General features: G+C 73.9%; 13 protein-coding genes. 7 read left to right on the top strand and 6 right to left on the bottom strand.

The features are described from left to right. Positions 1-216: 216 nt before the first annotated feature. A complete protein-coding gene (locus tag ACIF6L_RS24085; RefSeq protein ID WP_396486600.1) occupies positions 217-1293 on the bottom strand; it encodes a LacI family DNA-binding transcriptional regulator in 1077 nt (358 codons plus the stop codon). 132 nt (positions 1294-1425) lie between these two features. Between ACIF6L_RS24085 and ACIF6L_RS24080 the strand changes: the two genes are divergently transcribed. The 7 genes from ACIF6L_RS24080 to manA all read left to right on the top strand — a co-directional run bounded on the left by ACIF6L_RS24080 (position 1426) and on the right by manA (position 11712). Further along, positions 1426-2712, top strand: a complete 1287-nt coding sequence (locus ACIF6L_RS24080; RefSeq protein ID WP_352295524.1) for a sugar ABC transporter substrate-binding protein — start codon at positions 1426-1428, stop codon at positions 2710-2712. Between the two features lie 248 nt (positions 2713-2960). Continuing rightward, the gene (locus ACIF6L_RS24075) at positions 2961-3833 is read left to right on the top strand and encodes a sugar ABC transporter permease (protein ID WP_359803926.1); all 873 of its coding nucleotides are present in this window, start codon (positions 2961-2963) and stop codon (positions 3831-3833) included. Positions 3834-3837: 4 nt separating this feature from the next. Then, entirely contained in the window at positions 3838-4779 is a 942-nt protein-coding gene (locus ACIF6L_RS24070) for a carbohydrate ABC transporter permease (protein ID WP_329486390.1), read from the top strand. 67 nt (positions 4780-4846) lie between these two features. Continuing rightward, positions 4847-6160, top strand: coding sequence for a glycosyl hydrolase (locus ACIF6L_RS24065; protein ID WP_396486601.1), 1314 nt, complete (start codon positions 4847-4849; stop codon positions 6158-6160). Positions 6161-6241: 81 nt separating this feature from the next. After that, a complete protein-coding gene (locus tag ACIF6L_RS24060; RefSeq protein ID WP_329486392.1) occupies positions 6242-9292 on the top strand; it encodes a glycoside hydrolase family 38 C-terminal domain-containing protein in 3051 nt (1016 codons plus the stop codon). Positions 9293-9432: 140 nt separating this feature from the next. Continuing rightward, on the top strand, positions 9433-10422 hold the full coding sequence (locus ACIF6L_RS24055; protein WP_396486602.1) for an ROK family protein: 990 nt from the start codon (positions 9433-9435) through the stop codon (positions 10420-10422). A gap of 33 nt (positions 10423-10455) precedes the next feature. Then, positions 10456-11712 (top strand): mannose-6-phosphate isomerase, class I, encoded by a 1257-nt coding sequence (gene manA / locus ACIF6L_RS24050; protein ID WP_396486603.1) that lies wholly within the window; start codon positions 10456-10458, stop codon positions 11710-11712. 467 nt (positions 11713-12179) lie between these two features. On the opposite strand, the gene ACIF6L_RS24045 is transcribed toward manA, so the two are convergent. The 5 genes from ACIF6L_RS24045 to ACIF6L_RS24025 form a co-directional block, all read right to left on the bottom strand. Further along, positions 12180-12719, bottom strand: a complete 540-nt coding sequence (locus ACIF6L_RS24045; RefSeq protein WP_329486395.1) for a thioesterase family protein — start codon at positions 12717-12719, stop codon at positions 12180-12182. Continuing rightward, the gene (locus ACIF6L_RS24040) at positions 12716-13039 is read right to left on the bottom strand and encodes a hypothetical protein (RefSeq protein WP_329486396.1); all 324 of its coding nucleotides are present in this window, start codon (positions 13037-13039) and stop codon (positions 12716-12718) included. Before ACIF6L_RS24040 ends, ACIF6L_RS24045 begins: the two co-directional genes overlap by 4 nt. 231 nt (positions 13040-13270) lie before the next feature. Beyond that, positions 13271-14116, bottom strand: a complete 846-nt coding sequence (locus tag ACIF6L_RS24035; protein WP_396486605.1) for a DUF6528 family protein — start codon at positions 14114-14116, stop codon at positions 13271-13273. 243 nt (positions 14117-14359) lie between these two features. Next, positions 14360-15772, bottom strand: coding sequence for an NAD(P)/FAD-dependent oxidoreductase (locus ACIF6L_RS24030; protein ID WP_396486606.1), 1413 nt, complete (start codon positions 15770-15772; stop codon positions 14360-14362). A gap of 427 nt (positions 15773-16199) precedes the next feature. Continuing rightward, positions 16200-16703: a cysteine/serine endopeptidase inhibitor gene (locus ACIF6L_RS24025; protein ID WP_396486607.1), complete on the bottom strand. Its 504-nt coding sequence runs from the start codon at positions 16701-16703 to the stop codon at positions 16200-16202. Between the last annotated feature and the right edge of the window lie 230 nt (positions 16704-16933).

Below are 16933 nucleotides of genomic sequence, written 5' to 3'. Positions count from 1 at the left end.
TCGGTGCCGGACGGCCGAGGGGCCGACGGTGCGAGGCACAGCGGAACGGGGAACAGCGGTACGAGGAAGGCAGAAACGGCCGCGCACCGGCTCCCGCCCAGGGGGCACACGGGGCAGCACGGGCACGACGCCCCCGCCGCCCCGGCCCGGGGCCGGGAGCCGCCCGACTCCCCGCCCACCGTGGCGCGCCGAGCGGACCGGCTCGGCGCTGCGAGGCTAAACCGGTTCAGACCGACTGTCAACGGCCGCGGCAACAGCCACCCCTGAGGGTGATTCGGGGGCCGGCGGTGAGGTGGACTCGCGGACCGTGAGGCGCGGCGTGGGCATCTGCAGGTCCCGGCCGGGGCCGGTCCCGTCGATCACCGCGAGCAGGCTGCTCGCGACCTGCTCGCCGAGCGCGAAGGTGTCCCGGCTGAGCGCGGTCAGCGGCGGGTGGACGATCCGGGCGAGCACCGAGTCGTCGAAGGAGACGATCGACAGCTCCCCGGGCACCGCCACGCCCATCTCGCCGGCCACCCCCAGGCCGGCCACCGCCATGACGTCGCTGTCGTAGACGATCGCGGTGGGCCGCCGGGGCCGGGAGAGCAGGGCCCGGGTGGCGGCCGCGCCCTCGGCGTCGCTGAAGTCGGTCGGCACCGAGACCGCCTCCTCCAGGTCCAGCCGCCGGGAGGCGTCGCGCAGGGCGCGGATCCGGCGCTGGGTGTGCTGGAAGTGCGGCAGGCCGGCCAGGTGGGCGATCCGGCGGTGCCCGATCGCGGCCAGGTAGTCGACGATCGAGAGCATCGCCTCCCGGTCGTCGGCCCAGATCCGCAGCGGCCCGCCGCCCTTGCCGGGGCCGCCCAGCACCACGGCGGGCAGGGCGAGTTCCTCCAGCGCCTCCAGCCGCGGGTCGCGCACCTGGAGGTCGACCACGATGAAGCCGTCGACCCGGTGCTCGGAGGCCCAGCGCCGGTAGACGCCGATCTCGGCGGCGGTGTCCTCGACCACCATCAGGTGCAGCGCGACCGCGTGGGCGGAGAGCACCGCCTGGAGGCCGGAGAGCAGTTGGCTGAAGAACGGCTCGACCCCGATGGTGCGGGCGGGGCGGGCGATCACCAGCCCGACCGCGTCGGCCCGGGCGCCGCCCAGGGCGCGGGCGGCGCTGTGCGGCCGCCAGTTCATCTCCTCGGCGACCCGGAGGATCCGGGCCCTGGTCGCCTCGCTCACCCCGGGGCGCCCGTTGAGCGCGAAGGACACCGCGCCCTTCGAGACCCCGGCCTGGCGCGCGATGTCGGCGATGGTCGGTCTGCCCACAGAATCCGACTCCTCTCTTGACATCCAAGTTTAGGCGGGAGCATAGTCCCTGCAACAGCTAGACCGGTTTAGTAAGTCAGGTTCTGTACGTCAGCACAATCCCCCACCCACCCCCTGGACCGGGAGACCCTCATGCGAAGAATCTGGGCGGCACTGACGATGGCGGCGGTCACCACCGCCACGCTCACCGGCTGCGGACTCGGCTCCGACACCAAGAGCGACGACACCGCGGCGAGTGCGGCCGCCACCGGTGACGTCAAGGGCAAGGTCTCGCTCCAGACCTGGGCACTCAAGCCGAAGTTCACCGATTACATGCAGAGCGTGATCGACGGCTTCAAGCAGAAGTACCCGGGCGTCGAGGTCGACTGGCTCGACCAGCCCGGCGACGGCTACTCGGACAAGGTGCTCAGCCAGGCCGCGGCCGGCGGCCTCCCCGACGTGGTCAACCTCCCGCCGGACTTCGCCCTCCCGCTGGCCAGGCAGAACCAGCTGCTGGACATCGCCAAGGCCGACCCGAAGCTCGCCGACGAGTACGTCGCGGGCGGCGTCGACGCCTACCGCTTCCGTGGCATGGACGGCACCTACGGCTACCCCTGGTACCTCAACACCGATGTGAACTACTGGAATTCCGAGCTGCTGACGAAGAACGGCCTGGATCCCAAGGCCCTTCCCGGCACCCTGGACGAACTGATCGCCCAGGCCCGGGTGTTCAAGGAGAAGTCGGACGGCTCGACCTATCTGATGAGCCGCAAGCCCGGACTCGGCGACCTGGTCAACGCCGGTGTCAAGGTGATGTCGGACGACGGCAAGTCCTTCACCTTCAACACCCCCGAGGCCGCCGCGCTGCTCGACAAGTACCGCGCGGCGTTCAAGGAGGGCCTGCTGCCCAAGGACGTCCTGACCGACACCTACGCCGGCAACTCCAAGCTCTTCAACGCCGGCACCGCGGGCTGGACCACCGGTGGCGCCAACTTCATCACCAGCGTCGCGACCGACAACCCGACCCTCGCCCCGAAGATCGTCTCCTCCCCCGCGACGGGCACGCCGCCGCTCTACGTCCAGGGCCTGTCCGTCCCGAGGAACAGCAAGAACCCGGCCGCCGCGGTGGCCCTCGCCCGCTGGGTCACCAGCGCCGAGAACCAGGCCAAGTTCGCCCACCTGACCAGCATCTTCCCGTCCACCAAGGCATCCGCCGGCGACCCCTTCTTCAGCAAGAGCGACGGCACCAACGCCGGTGACGCCAAGGTCGTCGCGTTCACCTCGCTGGCCAAGGCGAAGATCCTCCAGCCGGTCGAGGTCGACGACGCGATGGGCACCGTCATCAAGCAGCAGATCGCCCTGGCGATCAGCGGCGACGCGACCTCGAAGCAGGCCCTGGACACCGCCGTCGAGCGCTGCAACCAGCTGCTCAAGGGCTGATCCGGCCCCCGGACGAGCCCCCGGCAGTACCCCGTACCGGTGGCGCGGCGGCGTCCTCCCCCAGGAGCCGCCGCCCGCCGGGGCCGCCCGCACCGCCCGCACCGGCCGCCGGCACCGCCCCCGGCCCGCCGGGACCCGGCCGCGACACCCCGGCCGCAGCCCCCGCCGCGGCTCCCCGGCCCGACGGCCCCGGCCCGCACCGCACCACCCCCGGGGACCCACCCTCCCCGCCCCAGGAAGGCATCGGTATGACCCACCGGCGTTGGTTCACCCCCTGGCTGCTCGCCGGGCCCGCGATCATCTGGCTGGTCGTCTTCAACCTCTGGCCGACGATCAACACGGTGATCCTCTCGTTCACCAACGCCAAGCCCCTGGGCGGCGGCCGGTTCACCGGCCTCGCCAACTACGAACGCATCTTCAGCGACGAGCAGTTGGCCGACGCCCTGCTCAACAGCATCGTCTACCTGCTGATCTGCCTCCCGCTGCTGACCGTCCTGCCGCTGCTGCTCGCCCTGCTGGTGCAGCGCAAGCTGCCCGGCATCACCTTCTTCCGCACCGCCTTCTACACCCCGGTGATCGCCTCCGCCGTCGTGGTGGCGCTGATCTGGGGCTGGGTGCTCGACGACCGCGGGCTGGTCAACGGCCTGCTCCAGCAGACCGGGCTGGCCGACTCCCCGGTCGCGTTCCTGACCGACCGCTGGCTGCTGCTGCTCAGCTCGATCGCCCTGACCACCTGGAAGGGCCTCGGCTACTACATGGTGATCTACCTGTCGGCGCTGGCCAACGTCGGCCGCGAACTGCACGAGGCCGCCGCGGTCGACGGCGCGAGCGCCTTCCGCCGGTTCTGGCACGTCACCCTGCCCGGGGTGCGCCCCACCATGATGCTGATCTCGGTCCTGATCTCGGTCTCCTCACTGCGCGTCTTCTCCGAGCTGTACGTGCTGTCCAACGGCACCGGCGGCCCCGGCGGCCGGGACATGTCGGTGGTGATGCTGATCCAGATGTACAGCCGCGGCTTCACCGGCCACCTGGGCTACGCCTCGGCGCTCAGCCTGCTGCTGTTCGTCATCACCCTCGGCCCGATGCTGCTCCTGACGCGCCTGAACCGGAAGGCGGACTGACCCCGTGACCCGACCCGCCACCCCCACCGGGCCCGCCCAGGCACCCGCCACGGCCCCGGTCCCCGCTCCCCGCGAGCCCGCGGACCGCCCCGCCGCCGCCCGGCGCGCCCGGAGCTTCAACTCCCCCTCCCCCGCCCAGACCGCGCTGCGCTACCTGCTCCTGCTGGTCGTCCTGCTGCTGGTGATCGGCCCGTTCCTCTGGCAGCTCTCCACCTCGCTCAAGGGGCCGGGCGAGGACGTCTACACCAAGCACCCGAGCTTCTTCCCGCAGGACCTCACCTTCGCCAACTACGGCAAGGTCGCCGACACCATCCCGGTCTGGACGTACGCGGCCAACTCGCTGGTCGTGGCCGCGATCGCGATCTTCGGCAACGTGGTCGGCACCACCCTGGCCGGCTACGCCCTGGCCAAACTGCGCTTCCGCGGCGCCCGCCTGGTCTTCGGCCTCTTCCTCGCCACGCTGGTCCTGCCCGGCGAGGTCACCATCGTCTCCCAGTACGTGACGGTCCGCAGCCTCGGCCTGGCCGACTCGCTGACCGGCGTCGCCCTGCCCGGCGCGATCGCCATGCTCAACGTGCTGCTGATGCGGACGGCCTTCGCGGCCGTCCCGCCCGAACTCGACCAGGCTGCCCTGGTGGACGGCGCCTCCGTCTGGCAGCGCCTGTGGCACATCGGCCTGCCGAACGTGCGCGGCATGCTCAGCGTGATCGTCATCTTCACCTTCATCGGCGCCTGGGACGACTTCCTCTGGCCGCTGATCGTGCTCAACGACCCGCAGAAGTACACGCTCACCGTCGGACTCCAGTACCTCAACGGCACGTTCAGCGCCAACCCCCGGCTGATCGCGGCCGGCACCATGATCGCCTTCCTGCCGATCGTCGTGGTGTTCGGCGTCTGCCAGCGCTTCTTCTTCAAGGGCGTCGAGGAGGGGGCCGTCAAGGGGTAGCCGCGCCAACCGCCCGACCCGTCGCCGTACCCGCGACGGCCGCACCCACCGAGGAAGCCCACCGCGCATGACCGCCGCTCAGGACCGCCCGCAGGACCGCGCCCAGGACCGGGCCGGGGACCGCACCCAGGCCCCCGCCGCCCCGCGCTTCGGCGTCAACTACACGCCCAGCGCCGGCTGGTTCCACCACTGGCTCGACTTCGACCTCGACGCCGTCCGCGCCGACCTCGACTCGATCGCCGCGCTCGGCCTGGACCACGTCCGGGTCTTCCCGCTCTGGCCCGTCTTCCAGCCGAACCGGACGCTGATCCGCCCGCGCGCCGTCGAGCAGCTGACCGAGCTGGTGGACGCGGCCGGCGAGCGCGGCCTGGACGTCGCGGTGGACGGCCTCCAGGGCCACCTGTCGAGCTTCGACTTCCAGCCCTCGTGGACGCAGACCTGGCACCGCCGCAACCTCTTCACCGACCCGGACGTGATCGACGGCCAGGCCGCCTACCTGCGCACCCTGGCCGCGGCCCTGCACGAGCGGCCCAACTTCCTCGGCATGACGGTCGGCAACGAGGTCAACCAGTTCTCCGGCGACCCGCACCCCGACCCGGACCGGGCCACCCCCGGGCAGGTCGACGCCTGGCTGCGCCGGATGCTCGCCGCCTGCGAGCAGGGCGCGCCCGGCCGGCTCCACCTGCACGCCTCCTACGACGCCGCCTGGTACCTGGACGAGCACCCGTTCACCCCCTGGCACTCGGCCCGGCTCGGCGCCGCCACCGCCGTGCACTCCTGGGTGTTCAACGGCACCGCCCAGCGCTACGGGGCGCACTCCACCGCCACCGCCCAGCACGCCGCCTACCTGGTCGAGCTCTCCAAGGCCTGGGCGGACGACCCGCACCGCCCGGTCTGGCTGCAGGAGGTCGGCGCGCCGGCCCCGCACATCACCGCCGAGGACGCCGCCCGGTTCACCGGCGACACGGTGGCGGCCGTGCTGGACTGCCCGGACCTCTGGGGCGTCACCTGGTGGTGCTCGCACGACGTCGACCGCTCGCTGGCCGACTTCCCCGAGCTGGAGTACAGCCTCGGCCTGCTCACCACCGACCGCCGGGTCAAACCGGCCGGCGCCCGGCTCGCCGCCGCCGTCGCGGACCTGCGCACCGACCGGCGGCCGCCCCGGCCGCGCACCACCGCCGTGGTGGTCGCCACCGGCGACGACGTCACCTCGCCCAAGCGCTCGGTCTGCGGCCCGGGCGGCACCGTCTTCGAGGCGTTCATGCGCCTCGCCGAGGCCGGCGCCCGGCCGACCGCGGTGCTCGCCGAGCGCGCCGAGGACCGCGCCCACCTGGCCGCCCGGGGCATCACCGAGGTCGTCCACCCGGACGACGTACGCTGACGAACCACCGCCCGGACCTCGCGAAAGCCGCACCCCGACTCCCCGTCACCACCCCTCAGTCACGCAACGGAGCCTGCTGACATGCACGATGACCGCAGCCTGGTCGAGTCCCGCCTCAAGCGCGTCCTGGAGGAGCGCATCCGACCGGCGCTCTACCCGGAGTCCGTCCCGCTGGAGGTCACGGTCTGGACCGCGCCCGGCGAGCCCGTCCCGGTCGCCGAGGGCCTCGCCGCGCCGCGCACCCCGATCGCCGTCGGCGACGCCTGGGGCGCCCCGTGGAGCACCAGCTGGATCACTGTCGCGGGTACCGTGCCCGAGGCGTGGGCCGGGCGGACCGTCGAGGCGCTGATCGACCTCGGCTTCGACGCCAACATGCCCGGCTTCCAGTGCGAGGGCCTGGTCTACCGCCCGGACGGCAGCCCGGTGAAGGGCCTCAACCCGCAGAACCAGTGGGTGCGGATCGCCGCCCCCGCGGCCGGCGGCGAGCAGGTGCTGCTGCACGTCGAGGCCGCCGCCAACCCGGTGATCCTCGACTACCACCCCTTCCTGCCGACCGAGCTCGGCGACAAGGACACCGCCGGCGACCGGCCGCAGTACAAGCTGGCCCGGATGGACCTCGCGGTCTTCGACGAGACGGTCTGGCAGCTCGTCATGGACCTGGAGGTGCTGGGCGAGCTGATGGAGGAGCTGCCGGTCGACGGCGCCCGCCGCTGGGACGTGCTGCGCGCCGTCGAGCGGTCCCTGGACGCGATCGACCTCCAGGACGTCAACGGCACCGCGGCCGCCGCCCGGGAGCAGCTGGCCGGCGTGCTGGCCTCGCCGGCCGTGCCCTCCGCGCACCGGATCAGCGCGGTCGGCCACGCGCACATCGACTCGGCCTGGCTCTGGCCGCTGCGCGAGACCGTCCGCAAGGTCGCCCGCACCACCGCCAACATGACGGCGCTGCTGGAGGACGAGCCGGACTTCGTCTACACCATGTCGCAGGCGCAGCAGTACGCCTGGATCAAGGAGCACCGGCCCGAGGTCTACGCGCGGGTCAAGAAGGCCGTCGCCGAGGGCCGGTTCGTGCCGGCCGGCGGCATGTGGGTGGAGTCCGACACCAACATGCCCGGTTCGGAGGCGATGGCGCGGCAGTTCGTCCACGGCAAGCGGTTCTTCCTGGAGGAGTTCGGGGTCGAGAACCAGGAGGCGTGGCTGCCGGACACCTTCGGCTTCACCGGCGGGCTGCCGCAGATCATCCGCAACGCGGGCTCCAAGTGGCTGCTGACCCAGAAGATCTCGTGGAGCCAGGTCAACAAGTTCCCGCACCACACCTTCCTCTGGGAGGGCATCGACGGGACGCGGATCTTCACCCACTTCCCACCCGTGGACACCTACAACTGCTCCATGAAGGGCAAGGAGATCGCGCACGCCGCACGGAACTTCAAGGACAAGGGCGTGGCCCGGCACTCGATCGCCCCGACCGGCTGGGGCGACGGCGGCGGCGGCACCACCCGCGAGATGATCGCCAAGGCGGCCCGGCTGCGGGACCTGGAGGGTTCGGCCACGGTCCGCTGGGAGCGGCCGGCCGAGTTCTTCGAGAAGGCCGAGGCCGAGTACCCGAACCCGCCGGTCTGGGTCGGCGAGCTGTACCTGGAGCTGCACCGGGCCACCCTGACCAGCCAGGCCAAGACCAAGCAGGGCAACCGCCGCAGCGAGAACCTGCTGCGCGAGGCCGAGCTGTGGTGCGCCACCGCCGCGCTGCGCACCGGGCTGGCGTACCCGTACGAGGAGCTGGACCGGATCTGGAAGACGGTGCTGCTGCACCAGTTCCACGACATCCTGCCCGGCTCGTCGATCGCCTGGGTCCACCGGGAGGCCGAGGCGACGTACGCGGCGCTCGGCGAGGAGCTGGAGGCGCTGATCGAGCGGGCCCAGCAGGCCCTGGCCGGGGACCGGGCGGGCGGGCGCGAGCTGGTGTTCAACGGCGCGCCGCACACCCGCTCGGCGGCGCCCGCCGGCGGCGCGGCGCCGGCCTCGGCGGCACCCGCGGACGGCTGCGCGGTCACCGCGCGGGCGGGCGGCGGGTTCGTGCTGGAGAACGGCCTGCTGTCCGTCACGGTGGACGCCGAGGGCCTGGTCGTCTCGGCGGTGGACCTCGCCACCGGGCGCGAGACGGTGGCCCCCGGCGAACGCGCCAACCTGCTCCAGCTGCACCCGGACTTCCCGAACATGTGGGACGCCTGGGACGTGGACCAGTTCTACCGCAACTCCGTCACCGACCTGACCGGGGTGGACGCGCTCACCGTGTCGCTCGCCGCACCGGACGCGGTCGCCGTCCGGGTGGCCCGCTCCTTCGGCTCCTCCACGGTGGTCCAGACGCTGACCCTGCGCGCGGGCGCCCGGCGGCTGGACATCGACACCGAGGTGGACTGGCACGAGACGGAGAAGTTCCTCAAGGCGGCCTTCCCGCTGGACGTGCACACCGAGCGGTACGCCGCCGAGACCCAGTTCGGCCACCTCTACCGGCCCACCCACACCAACACCAGCTGGGAGGCGGCCAAGTTCGAGGCCTGCAACCACCGCTTCGTCCACCTGGACGAGCCGGGCTGGGGCGTCGCGCTGGTCACCGCCTCCACCTACGGCCACGACGTCACCCGCACGGTCCGCGCTGCGGACGGCGGCACCACGACCACGGTGCGGTTCTCGCTGCTGCGCGCCCCGCGCTTCCCCGACCCGCAGACCGACCAGGGCCTGCACCGGTTCCGGCACGCCCTGGTGCCGGGCGCCGGGATCGCCGACGCCGTCCGCGAGGGCTACCTGATCAGCCTGCCCGAGCGGCGGGTGACCGGCACCGCCGACGCCGTCCGGCCGCTGGTGGAGCTGGACGAGGACGCCCTGGTGGTCAGCGCCGTCAAGCTGGCCGACGACGGCAGCGGGGACGTGGTCGTCCGCGTCTACGAGGCCAACGGCGGACGCGCCCGGGGCCGGCTCACGACCTCGTTCCCGCTGGCCGGGGCGGTGCCCTGCGACCTGCTGGAGCGGCCGTGGGACGGCACCCGCGGCTCGGTGACGGTGAGCGGCGACGGCGTCGAGCTGGCCCTGCGGCCGTTCGAGCTGGTCACGCTGCGCCTGACGGCCGCCGCGGGCTGACGCCCCGGTCCGGCCCGGCGGGTGCCCGCCCGACGCCGTCCGTCCGGGCGTCCCGCGGGCCGCCCGGGCCGGACCTACCCTGCCCCTGTGCCCCCGCCCGCCCGGGCGGGGGCCCCGTCCCCGGTTCTGGAGCCCCTGCGATGACCGCCGCCCCGCCCGCCCACCCGCTGTTCGCCGCCCTCGACATCGGCGGGACGAAGATCGCCGGGGCGCTCGTCGACGAACGCGGGGAGCTCTCCCACCGACTCCAACTGCCCACTCCCGCCGCGCAGTCCGGCGCGGCCGTGCTGGCCGTGGTGCACCAGGTGCTCGACCGGCTCGCCACCGCGCCCGGCTGGGCCGCGGTGACCGCCGTCGGCATCGGCAGCGCCGGGCCGGTGGACCTCCGGCACGGCACCGTCAGCCCGGTCAACATCCCCGGTTGGCGGGCGTTCCCGCTGGTCGCCGAAGTCGCCGCGCACCCCGCCGTGGCCGGGGCCGCCGTCCCGGTGGCGCTGGCCGGGGACGGCGTCGCGATGGCGGCCGCCGAGCAGTGGCGCGGCGCCGCGCGCGACGCCGCCAACGCGCTCTGCCTGGTGGTCTCCACCGGGGTCGGCGCCGGGCTGGTCCTGGACGGCGCGGTGCGGCCCGGCCCCAGCGGCAACGCGGGCCACCTCGGTCACATCAGCGTCGACCTGGACGGCGACCCGTGCCCCTGCGGCTCGCGCGGCTGCCTGGAGGGGATCGCCTCCGGTCCGGCGATCGCCCGGCGGGCCGTGGCCCGGGGCTGGCGCCCGTCGGACGGGGGCGAGGACCGCTCGGCACGCGCCGTCGCCGCCGACGCGCTGGCCGGCGATCCGGTCGCGCTCGCCTCCTTCGACCGGGCCGCCCAGGCGCTGGCCGCCGGGATCGCCGCCACCGCCGCCCTGGTCGACCTCGACCGGGTGGTGATCGGCGGCGGGGTCGCCGCCGCCGGCGCCCCGCTGTTCGACCCGCTCGCCCGCCACCTCGACCGGTACGCCGCGCTGCCCTACGTCCGGGGCCTCGACGTCCGCCGCGCCGAACTCGGCACCGACGCGGGCCTGATCGGCGCGGCGGCGCTCTGCCGACCGGCGCCGGCGGGGTGTCAGGCACTCCCGGGCCCGCTGTAGCCGCCCCGTCGGCCCCCTCAGGAGAGGCCCCGCATGCCCACACCCACCCGTCCCCCGTTCGCCCCGCTCCTCAACCCCGTCCGCGGCTACGCGTGGGGGTCCGTCACCGCCATCCCCGCGCTCACCGGCGCCCCGCCCACCGGCGAACCGCAGGCCGAGCTCTGGATGGGTGCCCACCCGTCCGCGCCCTCGCTGCGGGACGACGGCGCGGACGCGGGCCCCCGCCCGCTGGACCGGCTGATCGCCGAGGACCCGGACGGCGAGCTCGGGCCGGACACCGTGAAGCGGTTCGGGCCGCGACTCCCCTTCCTGTTCAAGGTGCTGGCCGCCGACCGGGCGCTCTCGCTCCAGGTGCACCCGACCCGGGCGCAGGCCGAGGCCGGCTTCGCCGCCGAGGAGGCCCGCGGCATCCCCCGGGACGCCCCGCGGCGGATCTTCCGGGACCGCGGTCACAAGCCCGAACTGATCTGCGCCCTCGGCGACTTCGAGGCACTCTGCGGGTTCCGACCGGCGCCCGCCACGGCCGGGCTGCTGGACGCGCTGGCCGTCCCGCTGCTCACCCCCTGGGTCACCGCGCTGCGCCACCGGCCGGCCGAGGAGGTGCTGCCCGCGATGCTGCGGCACGTCCTGGAGGACGTCCGCCCCGGGCCGGCCGAGCTCGCCGCCGTGGGCGCGGCACTGCGGCGAGTCGCCGCCGGTGGCGGACCGTACGCCGCCGCCTGCGCCGCCTACGCGCGGGCGGCCCGGGACTACCCCGGTGACCCGGGCCTGGTCGCCGCGCTGCTGCTGAACCACGTCCGGCTCGGGGCGGGCCAGGCCCTGGCGCTGGACGCCGGGGTGCCGCATGCCTATCTGCACGGTCTGGGCGTCGAGTTGATGGCCAACTCGGACAATGTGCTGCGCTGCGGCCTCACCGCCAAGCACATCGACGTGGACGGGCTGCTGGCGGTGACCTCGTTCCGGACCGGTGAGCCGCCCGTGCTCACCGCCTCCCCTGCCGCCGGGCCCCCCACGGACGGCTCGGGGGCCGGCCGGGGGATCGAGGAGGTCTTCCCGTCCCCGGCCGAGGAGTTCCGGCTCTCCCGGCTGCGCCCCACCGCCACCCCCACCGGGATCGACCTGACCGCGCCGCAGATCCTGCTCTGTACGGCCGGGCGGGCCCGGCTGCGGAGCGCCGCGGGCCACACCCTCGACCTGCGGCCGGGCGGATCGGCCTACCTGCGGCCGACCGGCGACCCGGTCCTCCTGACGGGCGCCGGCGCGGAGCTGTTTCGCGCCACGACCGGCTGAGCGGCGCGGGCGACCCACCGGACGGTCCACGGGAGACCCACCGGGTGAGCACCGGACGACCCACCGGGTGAGCACCGGGCGGCTCCCACGGCCGCTTCCGGCCGCCGCCTCGTCGGGTTGTCGGGAGCGCGGCAGCCGGTCGGCGTCCCGGTCGGGTGCTCCGCAGTCGGCGGCGCCATTGCCGCCGCTGCCCACCCCACCGCCGCCGTCCTCGCCGCGGCCGCCCCCGTACCCGCCGCCCTCGCGTCGGCCACGACGATCGCGGCCCGGCCGGGCGCCCGGCGGTGTCCGCGGGCTCGGCCGCCGCGGCCTCGCCCACCGGTCCTGCCCGCGCTGCGGGTCATGCTCGTCCTACGGCCCAGTGGGCCCTGTCCCGGACGCGTCCGTGGTCCCGGACGCCCCGGATGTGCTGGATGTGCTGGATGTGCTGGATGCCGGCAGCGTCATCGGTGCCGGCATCGCCGCCGTCAGCGCGCCGAGGCGCGACAGCGTCGGCGGGCGCGGAGCGCCGAGCCGGGCAGCGGGCTGCGCGATGCCGACACCGGCACCCGCTGTGACGGCGCCGAGGCCGTCGCCTCGACCGCCTCGCCCGGGACGAACGCCGAGAGAAATCGGCGCTCGGACTGGCTGAGTTTACGGGAACGGCCCGATTCGCGGTCCCGGGCGACCACCACGGTGCGCGCCCGCATATAGGTGAGCGGATCGCGGCAGACATTCACCACCACATGCGCGGAACTCCGGCCCAGCCGCTCCACGGTCAGCCGTACCAGCAATGGCTCCGGCTGGTGGTGCAACTGTTCCAGGTAATCGATCTCGTGCCGTGCGATCAGGAATCCGGACGGAAAGAGGGATTCCCGGACGGCGACCTTGTGGTGGCAGAAGAGGTCGTAAATCCCCTCCTGGACGTAGGAGACCAGCCGGGCGTTGTTGATGTGCCCGTTCTCGTCCACGTCGCTCCACCGAGTGGGGCAGGTCAGGACGTGCGCGTTGGAGTGCGGCGCGCTCACGGCTTCTTCAGCCCGGCATCGCCCTGGCCGCCCGCTCCGGCGGGCAGCAGCGCCCGCCGCAACCGGGCGTAGTAAACGGCGTGTTCGGATGCCATCCGGGCCGCCGTCCACCCCTCCTCGGCGGCCTCGGCGGCAGCCTGGACGACCAGGCTGTCCAGCACCCCGTCGACGGCCCGGCAGAGGTCGGCGACCGCCGCCAGGCGCTCGGGGACGTCGGAGCCGCCGGCCCCGCCCCGGGCCGGGAAGGCCGCGAGGGAGTCCACGGCGAGCCGCAGCTCGTCCACGGCGACCGGCCGGATTTCCGAAATGCTATTACCCATGAGTTTCTCCCGAATTAGCTGAGGCATTCGTCGGATGCGTTCGAACGGACCGGTACGGCACACACGCAAGCGAGGTACCCCCCGGTGCACTGGACGCTATCCCAGGCTGGGCACCGCATACGAGGTTTGGGCGGCCGCAGGGGAAACTGCCCACCATTGGAGTAGTTTGCCGGGGCATAAAATCTGCCGCATCAGCCGAATGCCACCCCGGGCCGTCACCCTGAGCGACCGTCACCCGCTCCAACTGGCCCACCAGCGCGCCTTGTACACCTGCGTACCGCGCAGGGTCCGGGCACCGTCCGGACCGTGGAGTGCCAGGACGGAGGTGCACCAGGAGCAGGCCCCCGCCTGGTCGGGGGCAGCGGTGAGCAGCCGCCCGGTGCCGGGTTCGTCGCCGACGCTCTTGATGTCACGCTCCGCGGCCTCGTCGGCGAACCGCACCCGGGTGAAGCGCCCGCCGGCCGGGTCGAACTGCCAGAGGTGCTCGGCGGTGCTCACCCAGAACCGGCCCGGCGCGGCGAGCACCGGCGCGAGGTCGTGCCCGCCCGGCTCCGGCAGCGGGATGCTCCGGGCGGCCGTGAGCACCGGCGCGGCCGGTGTGCCGCCCACCCGGAGCGCGGTGAGTTCGTCGTCCCCCACTGCCCAGAGCAGCCGGGTGCGCCCGTCCCACTGGACGCCGTGCGCGCCCTTGAGCGGGTACACCGCGTGGACGGTGCTGCGCGGCCCCCGCGAGGCGGCGTAGAGCCGGACCCACCCGCCCGTGCTGGCCGCGACGGCGACGTTGCCGTCCGGCAGCAGCTCCACGCTATGCGGGTTGGCGCCGCCGGTGTCGGCGGCCCAGTAGGTGCCGCCGGTCGCGGTGTCGACCACCGCCACCAGCCCGCCGCTGGCGGTGGTCAGCAGGTAGCGGCGGCCGCCGCGCACCCGGCTCTTCGCCTCGTCCGGCATCGACCAGCTGTGCGCCGGGGTGAGATCGGCGAGGTCCGCCGCGCGGTCCGCGCTCCAGGACCACACCACCGGCAGCCGGCCAGGTCCCCGATAGGCCATCAGCTCCTCGGCGCTCTGCAGCAGGAGCACGCTGCGTGATCCCTGATCCACCACCACGACCGCCCAGCCCGGCCGCACCGGCAGGGCCGAGGCCGTCGGCGCACCGAGCCCCAGTGACACGGCCAGCCCTACCAGTCCCACTCGCCACCTGCGCACCCGCACCGTCCCTCCGCCGCCTCGACCCCGGGACCACCGTGCGTCGTGGCGACCGCCGCTGCCACCGCGGCACGCCCGAACGGCCGCCGGGAGCACGGCCGCTCGGTCGCCCCTCGGTCAGTGCCGTCCGGAGATGGCGTCCGCCAGCCGGGCGAGCGGTGAGCCGGTGGCCCGGCCGGTGGACTCCTGGCGGTCGGCGGCGTGGTACGCGGCGTAGAGGGCGTGCACACCGAGCCAGCGCAGCGGCTCCGGCTCCCAGCGGCGCACCCGGTGGCCGACCCAGGGCAGCCGGGTGAGCTCGGTGTCACGGCCGAGGACGAGGTCGCGCAGGGTGCGGCCGGCCAGGTTGGCGGTGGTGACCCCGCTGCCCACGTACCCGCCGGCCCAGCCGAGCCCGGAGGCGCGGTCGAGGTCCACGGTGGCGCACCAGTCGCGGGGGACGCCGAGCACCCCGGCCCAGGCGTGGTCGATCCGGGCACCGGCGGCGGCCGGGAAGAAGCTGTCGAGGATCTCGCGCAGCTGCCGGACGGTGGCCGGCTGGGTGGTCCCGTCCGCGTCGGTGCGCGAGCCGTACCGGTAGGGGACGCCGCGCCCGCCGAGCGCGATCCGGTCGTCCGCGGTGCGCTGCGCGTACATGTAGGCATGGGCGAAGTCGCCGAGGACTTCGCGGCCGGTCCAGCCGGTCCGCGCCCAGAAGGACTCCGGCAGCGGTTCGGTGGCGATCATCGCGGAGTTCATCGGCAGCCAGGTCCGCCGCTCGCCCCGGAGCCCGGCGGTGAACCCCTCGGTGGCGCGCAGCACGTGGTCGGCGGTGACGGTGCCGTACGGGGTGACGGCGCGGGCCCGGCGGCCGGCGCCGCCCGGCTCGACGGCGGTGACCGGCGTCCGCTCGTGGACGCGGACGCCCAGACCCGCCACCGCCTCGGCGAGCCCGCGGGCCAGCTTGGCGGGCTGGACTCGCGCGCCGTAGGGCGTCCAGGTGCCGCCGAGGGTGCCGGCGATCCGGATGCGCTCACCGGTCTCGGCCGCGGTCAGCAGCCGGACGCGGTCCGCGCCGAAGGAGCGCTCGGCCGTCGCGAAGGCCTGCAACCGGGCCAGCTGGGCCGGGGTCCGGGCGACCTCCAGGACGCCGCCCCGGACGAGGTCCGCCTCGATGCGCTCGGCGGCGACGGTGTCGGCCACCTCGCCGACCGCCTCGTCCATCACCCGCTGCATGGCGGCGGCCGGCCCGGCCCCGTACCGGCGGGCGAAGGCCGACCGGCCGGCGAACCCGTTGTAGAGCCACCCGCCGTTGCGCCCCGAGGCGCCGTAACCGCAGAACCGGCGCTCCAGCACGGTGATCCGCAGCCCGGGGTCGGCCTTCTTGAGGTAGTAGGCGGTCCAGAGCCCGGTGTACCCGCCACCGACGATGCACACGTCCGCGTCGGCGTCGCCCGGCAGCGCGGGCCGGGGCTCGGGCAGTCCGGTCTGCGCGTACCAGAAGGAGACGCGGCCGTTGACGGCCGGGGATTCGTCGCCGGTGCGGTCCACAAGAACCTGCCTTCGCTCGGTGGTCTCCCCGGACGCTATGCCGCGGCGGTGCGCCGCGACCACCGACACGGTGGCAGGACCCGCGCACCCCGCCCTGCACACTGTCAGAGCCTCCGACCTGTCAGAGCCTCCGACGCCGGCCCGGTCGACAACTCTGGTTACCTCGCGGGATTTCGGTAACTATAGTTACCACCATGTCGACACCCGAGATCACCGCCCCGGAGCGGGCGGCACTCACACGGATCCTCCAGGGCGCCCTCGGCCCGCCCGCCCCGGCCGCGCACGCCGGGCGCCACCGTTGCGCAGTGGACGCCGTCGAGGTGGCCCTGGCCGTCCTCGACAGCCGCAGCGGAGCGTCGCCGCGAAGTGACGGCCGCCCGCACCCGGACCGGCCGGCAGGGCGCCGACCGGTCCGGCCCTCGGCGGGTCAGCGCGAAGCGCCCACTCCCGCGCCGATCGTCGAGCCCTCGATGGGCGCCGACAGCGGGATCGTCTCCCCGGCGAAACCGGCCTTGACGAACTGCCAGGTGAGCCCGTTGATCACGCCCTGGCCCAGTGGCGCGAACCTGGCGAAGGCCGGCTGGCTCAGGTCGAGGTGCGTGGAGTCGCAGGACGGACACTTGTCCCGGACCGGAACGGTGACCGTCTTGCCCTGATAGGTCACCTTGACCGAGATGCCCTTGCACAGCGGGTCGTTGTTCGGATTCGCCGAAGTCCACCAGGTGTGCGAGACCGCCACCAGCATCTGGTTGGACGCGTTGATCTGGGTGCCGCAGGCGCCGTAGCCGGCGTCGTTGTAGTAGGTCGCCTTGCCGGTCATCGGCTTGTTGATCGGGATCGCGGCACTGGCCGAACCCGCGGTCAGGGCGATCAGTGCGGCGGCGGCGAGCGGAGCGCCGGCCAGGATCCTGAGGTTCTTGACGACTCGCATGGTTCCCTCCGATTGTCGGTGCGGACGGCATGACCGAGTACGGGCGGGCCGGCGGACCTGCGGAAGCTCCCGAGCAGGCCGAATCGGCTTGCGGTGCGGTGGAGTTCGGGCACGTCCGACCTACCCAGGGAAGGACCGTATGCCGGACGCCGAAGGGAGGTCCATACCTTTGATGTGTTGTCATGAACACAAAGCAGGAAGCTTTACGAAAGCGGCCGAAGGCGGGACGA

This window comes from Kitasatospora sp. NPDC086009 (assembly GCF_044540385.1).
GTDB lineage: Bacteria > Actinomycetota > Actinomycetes > Streptomycetales > Streptomycetaceae > Kitasatospora.
Note: the sequence above shows the minus strand (reverse complement) of the source record. Positions and strands in the feature narration are given on the sequence as shown.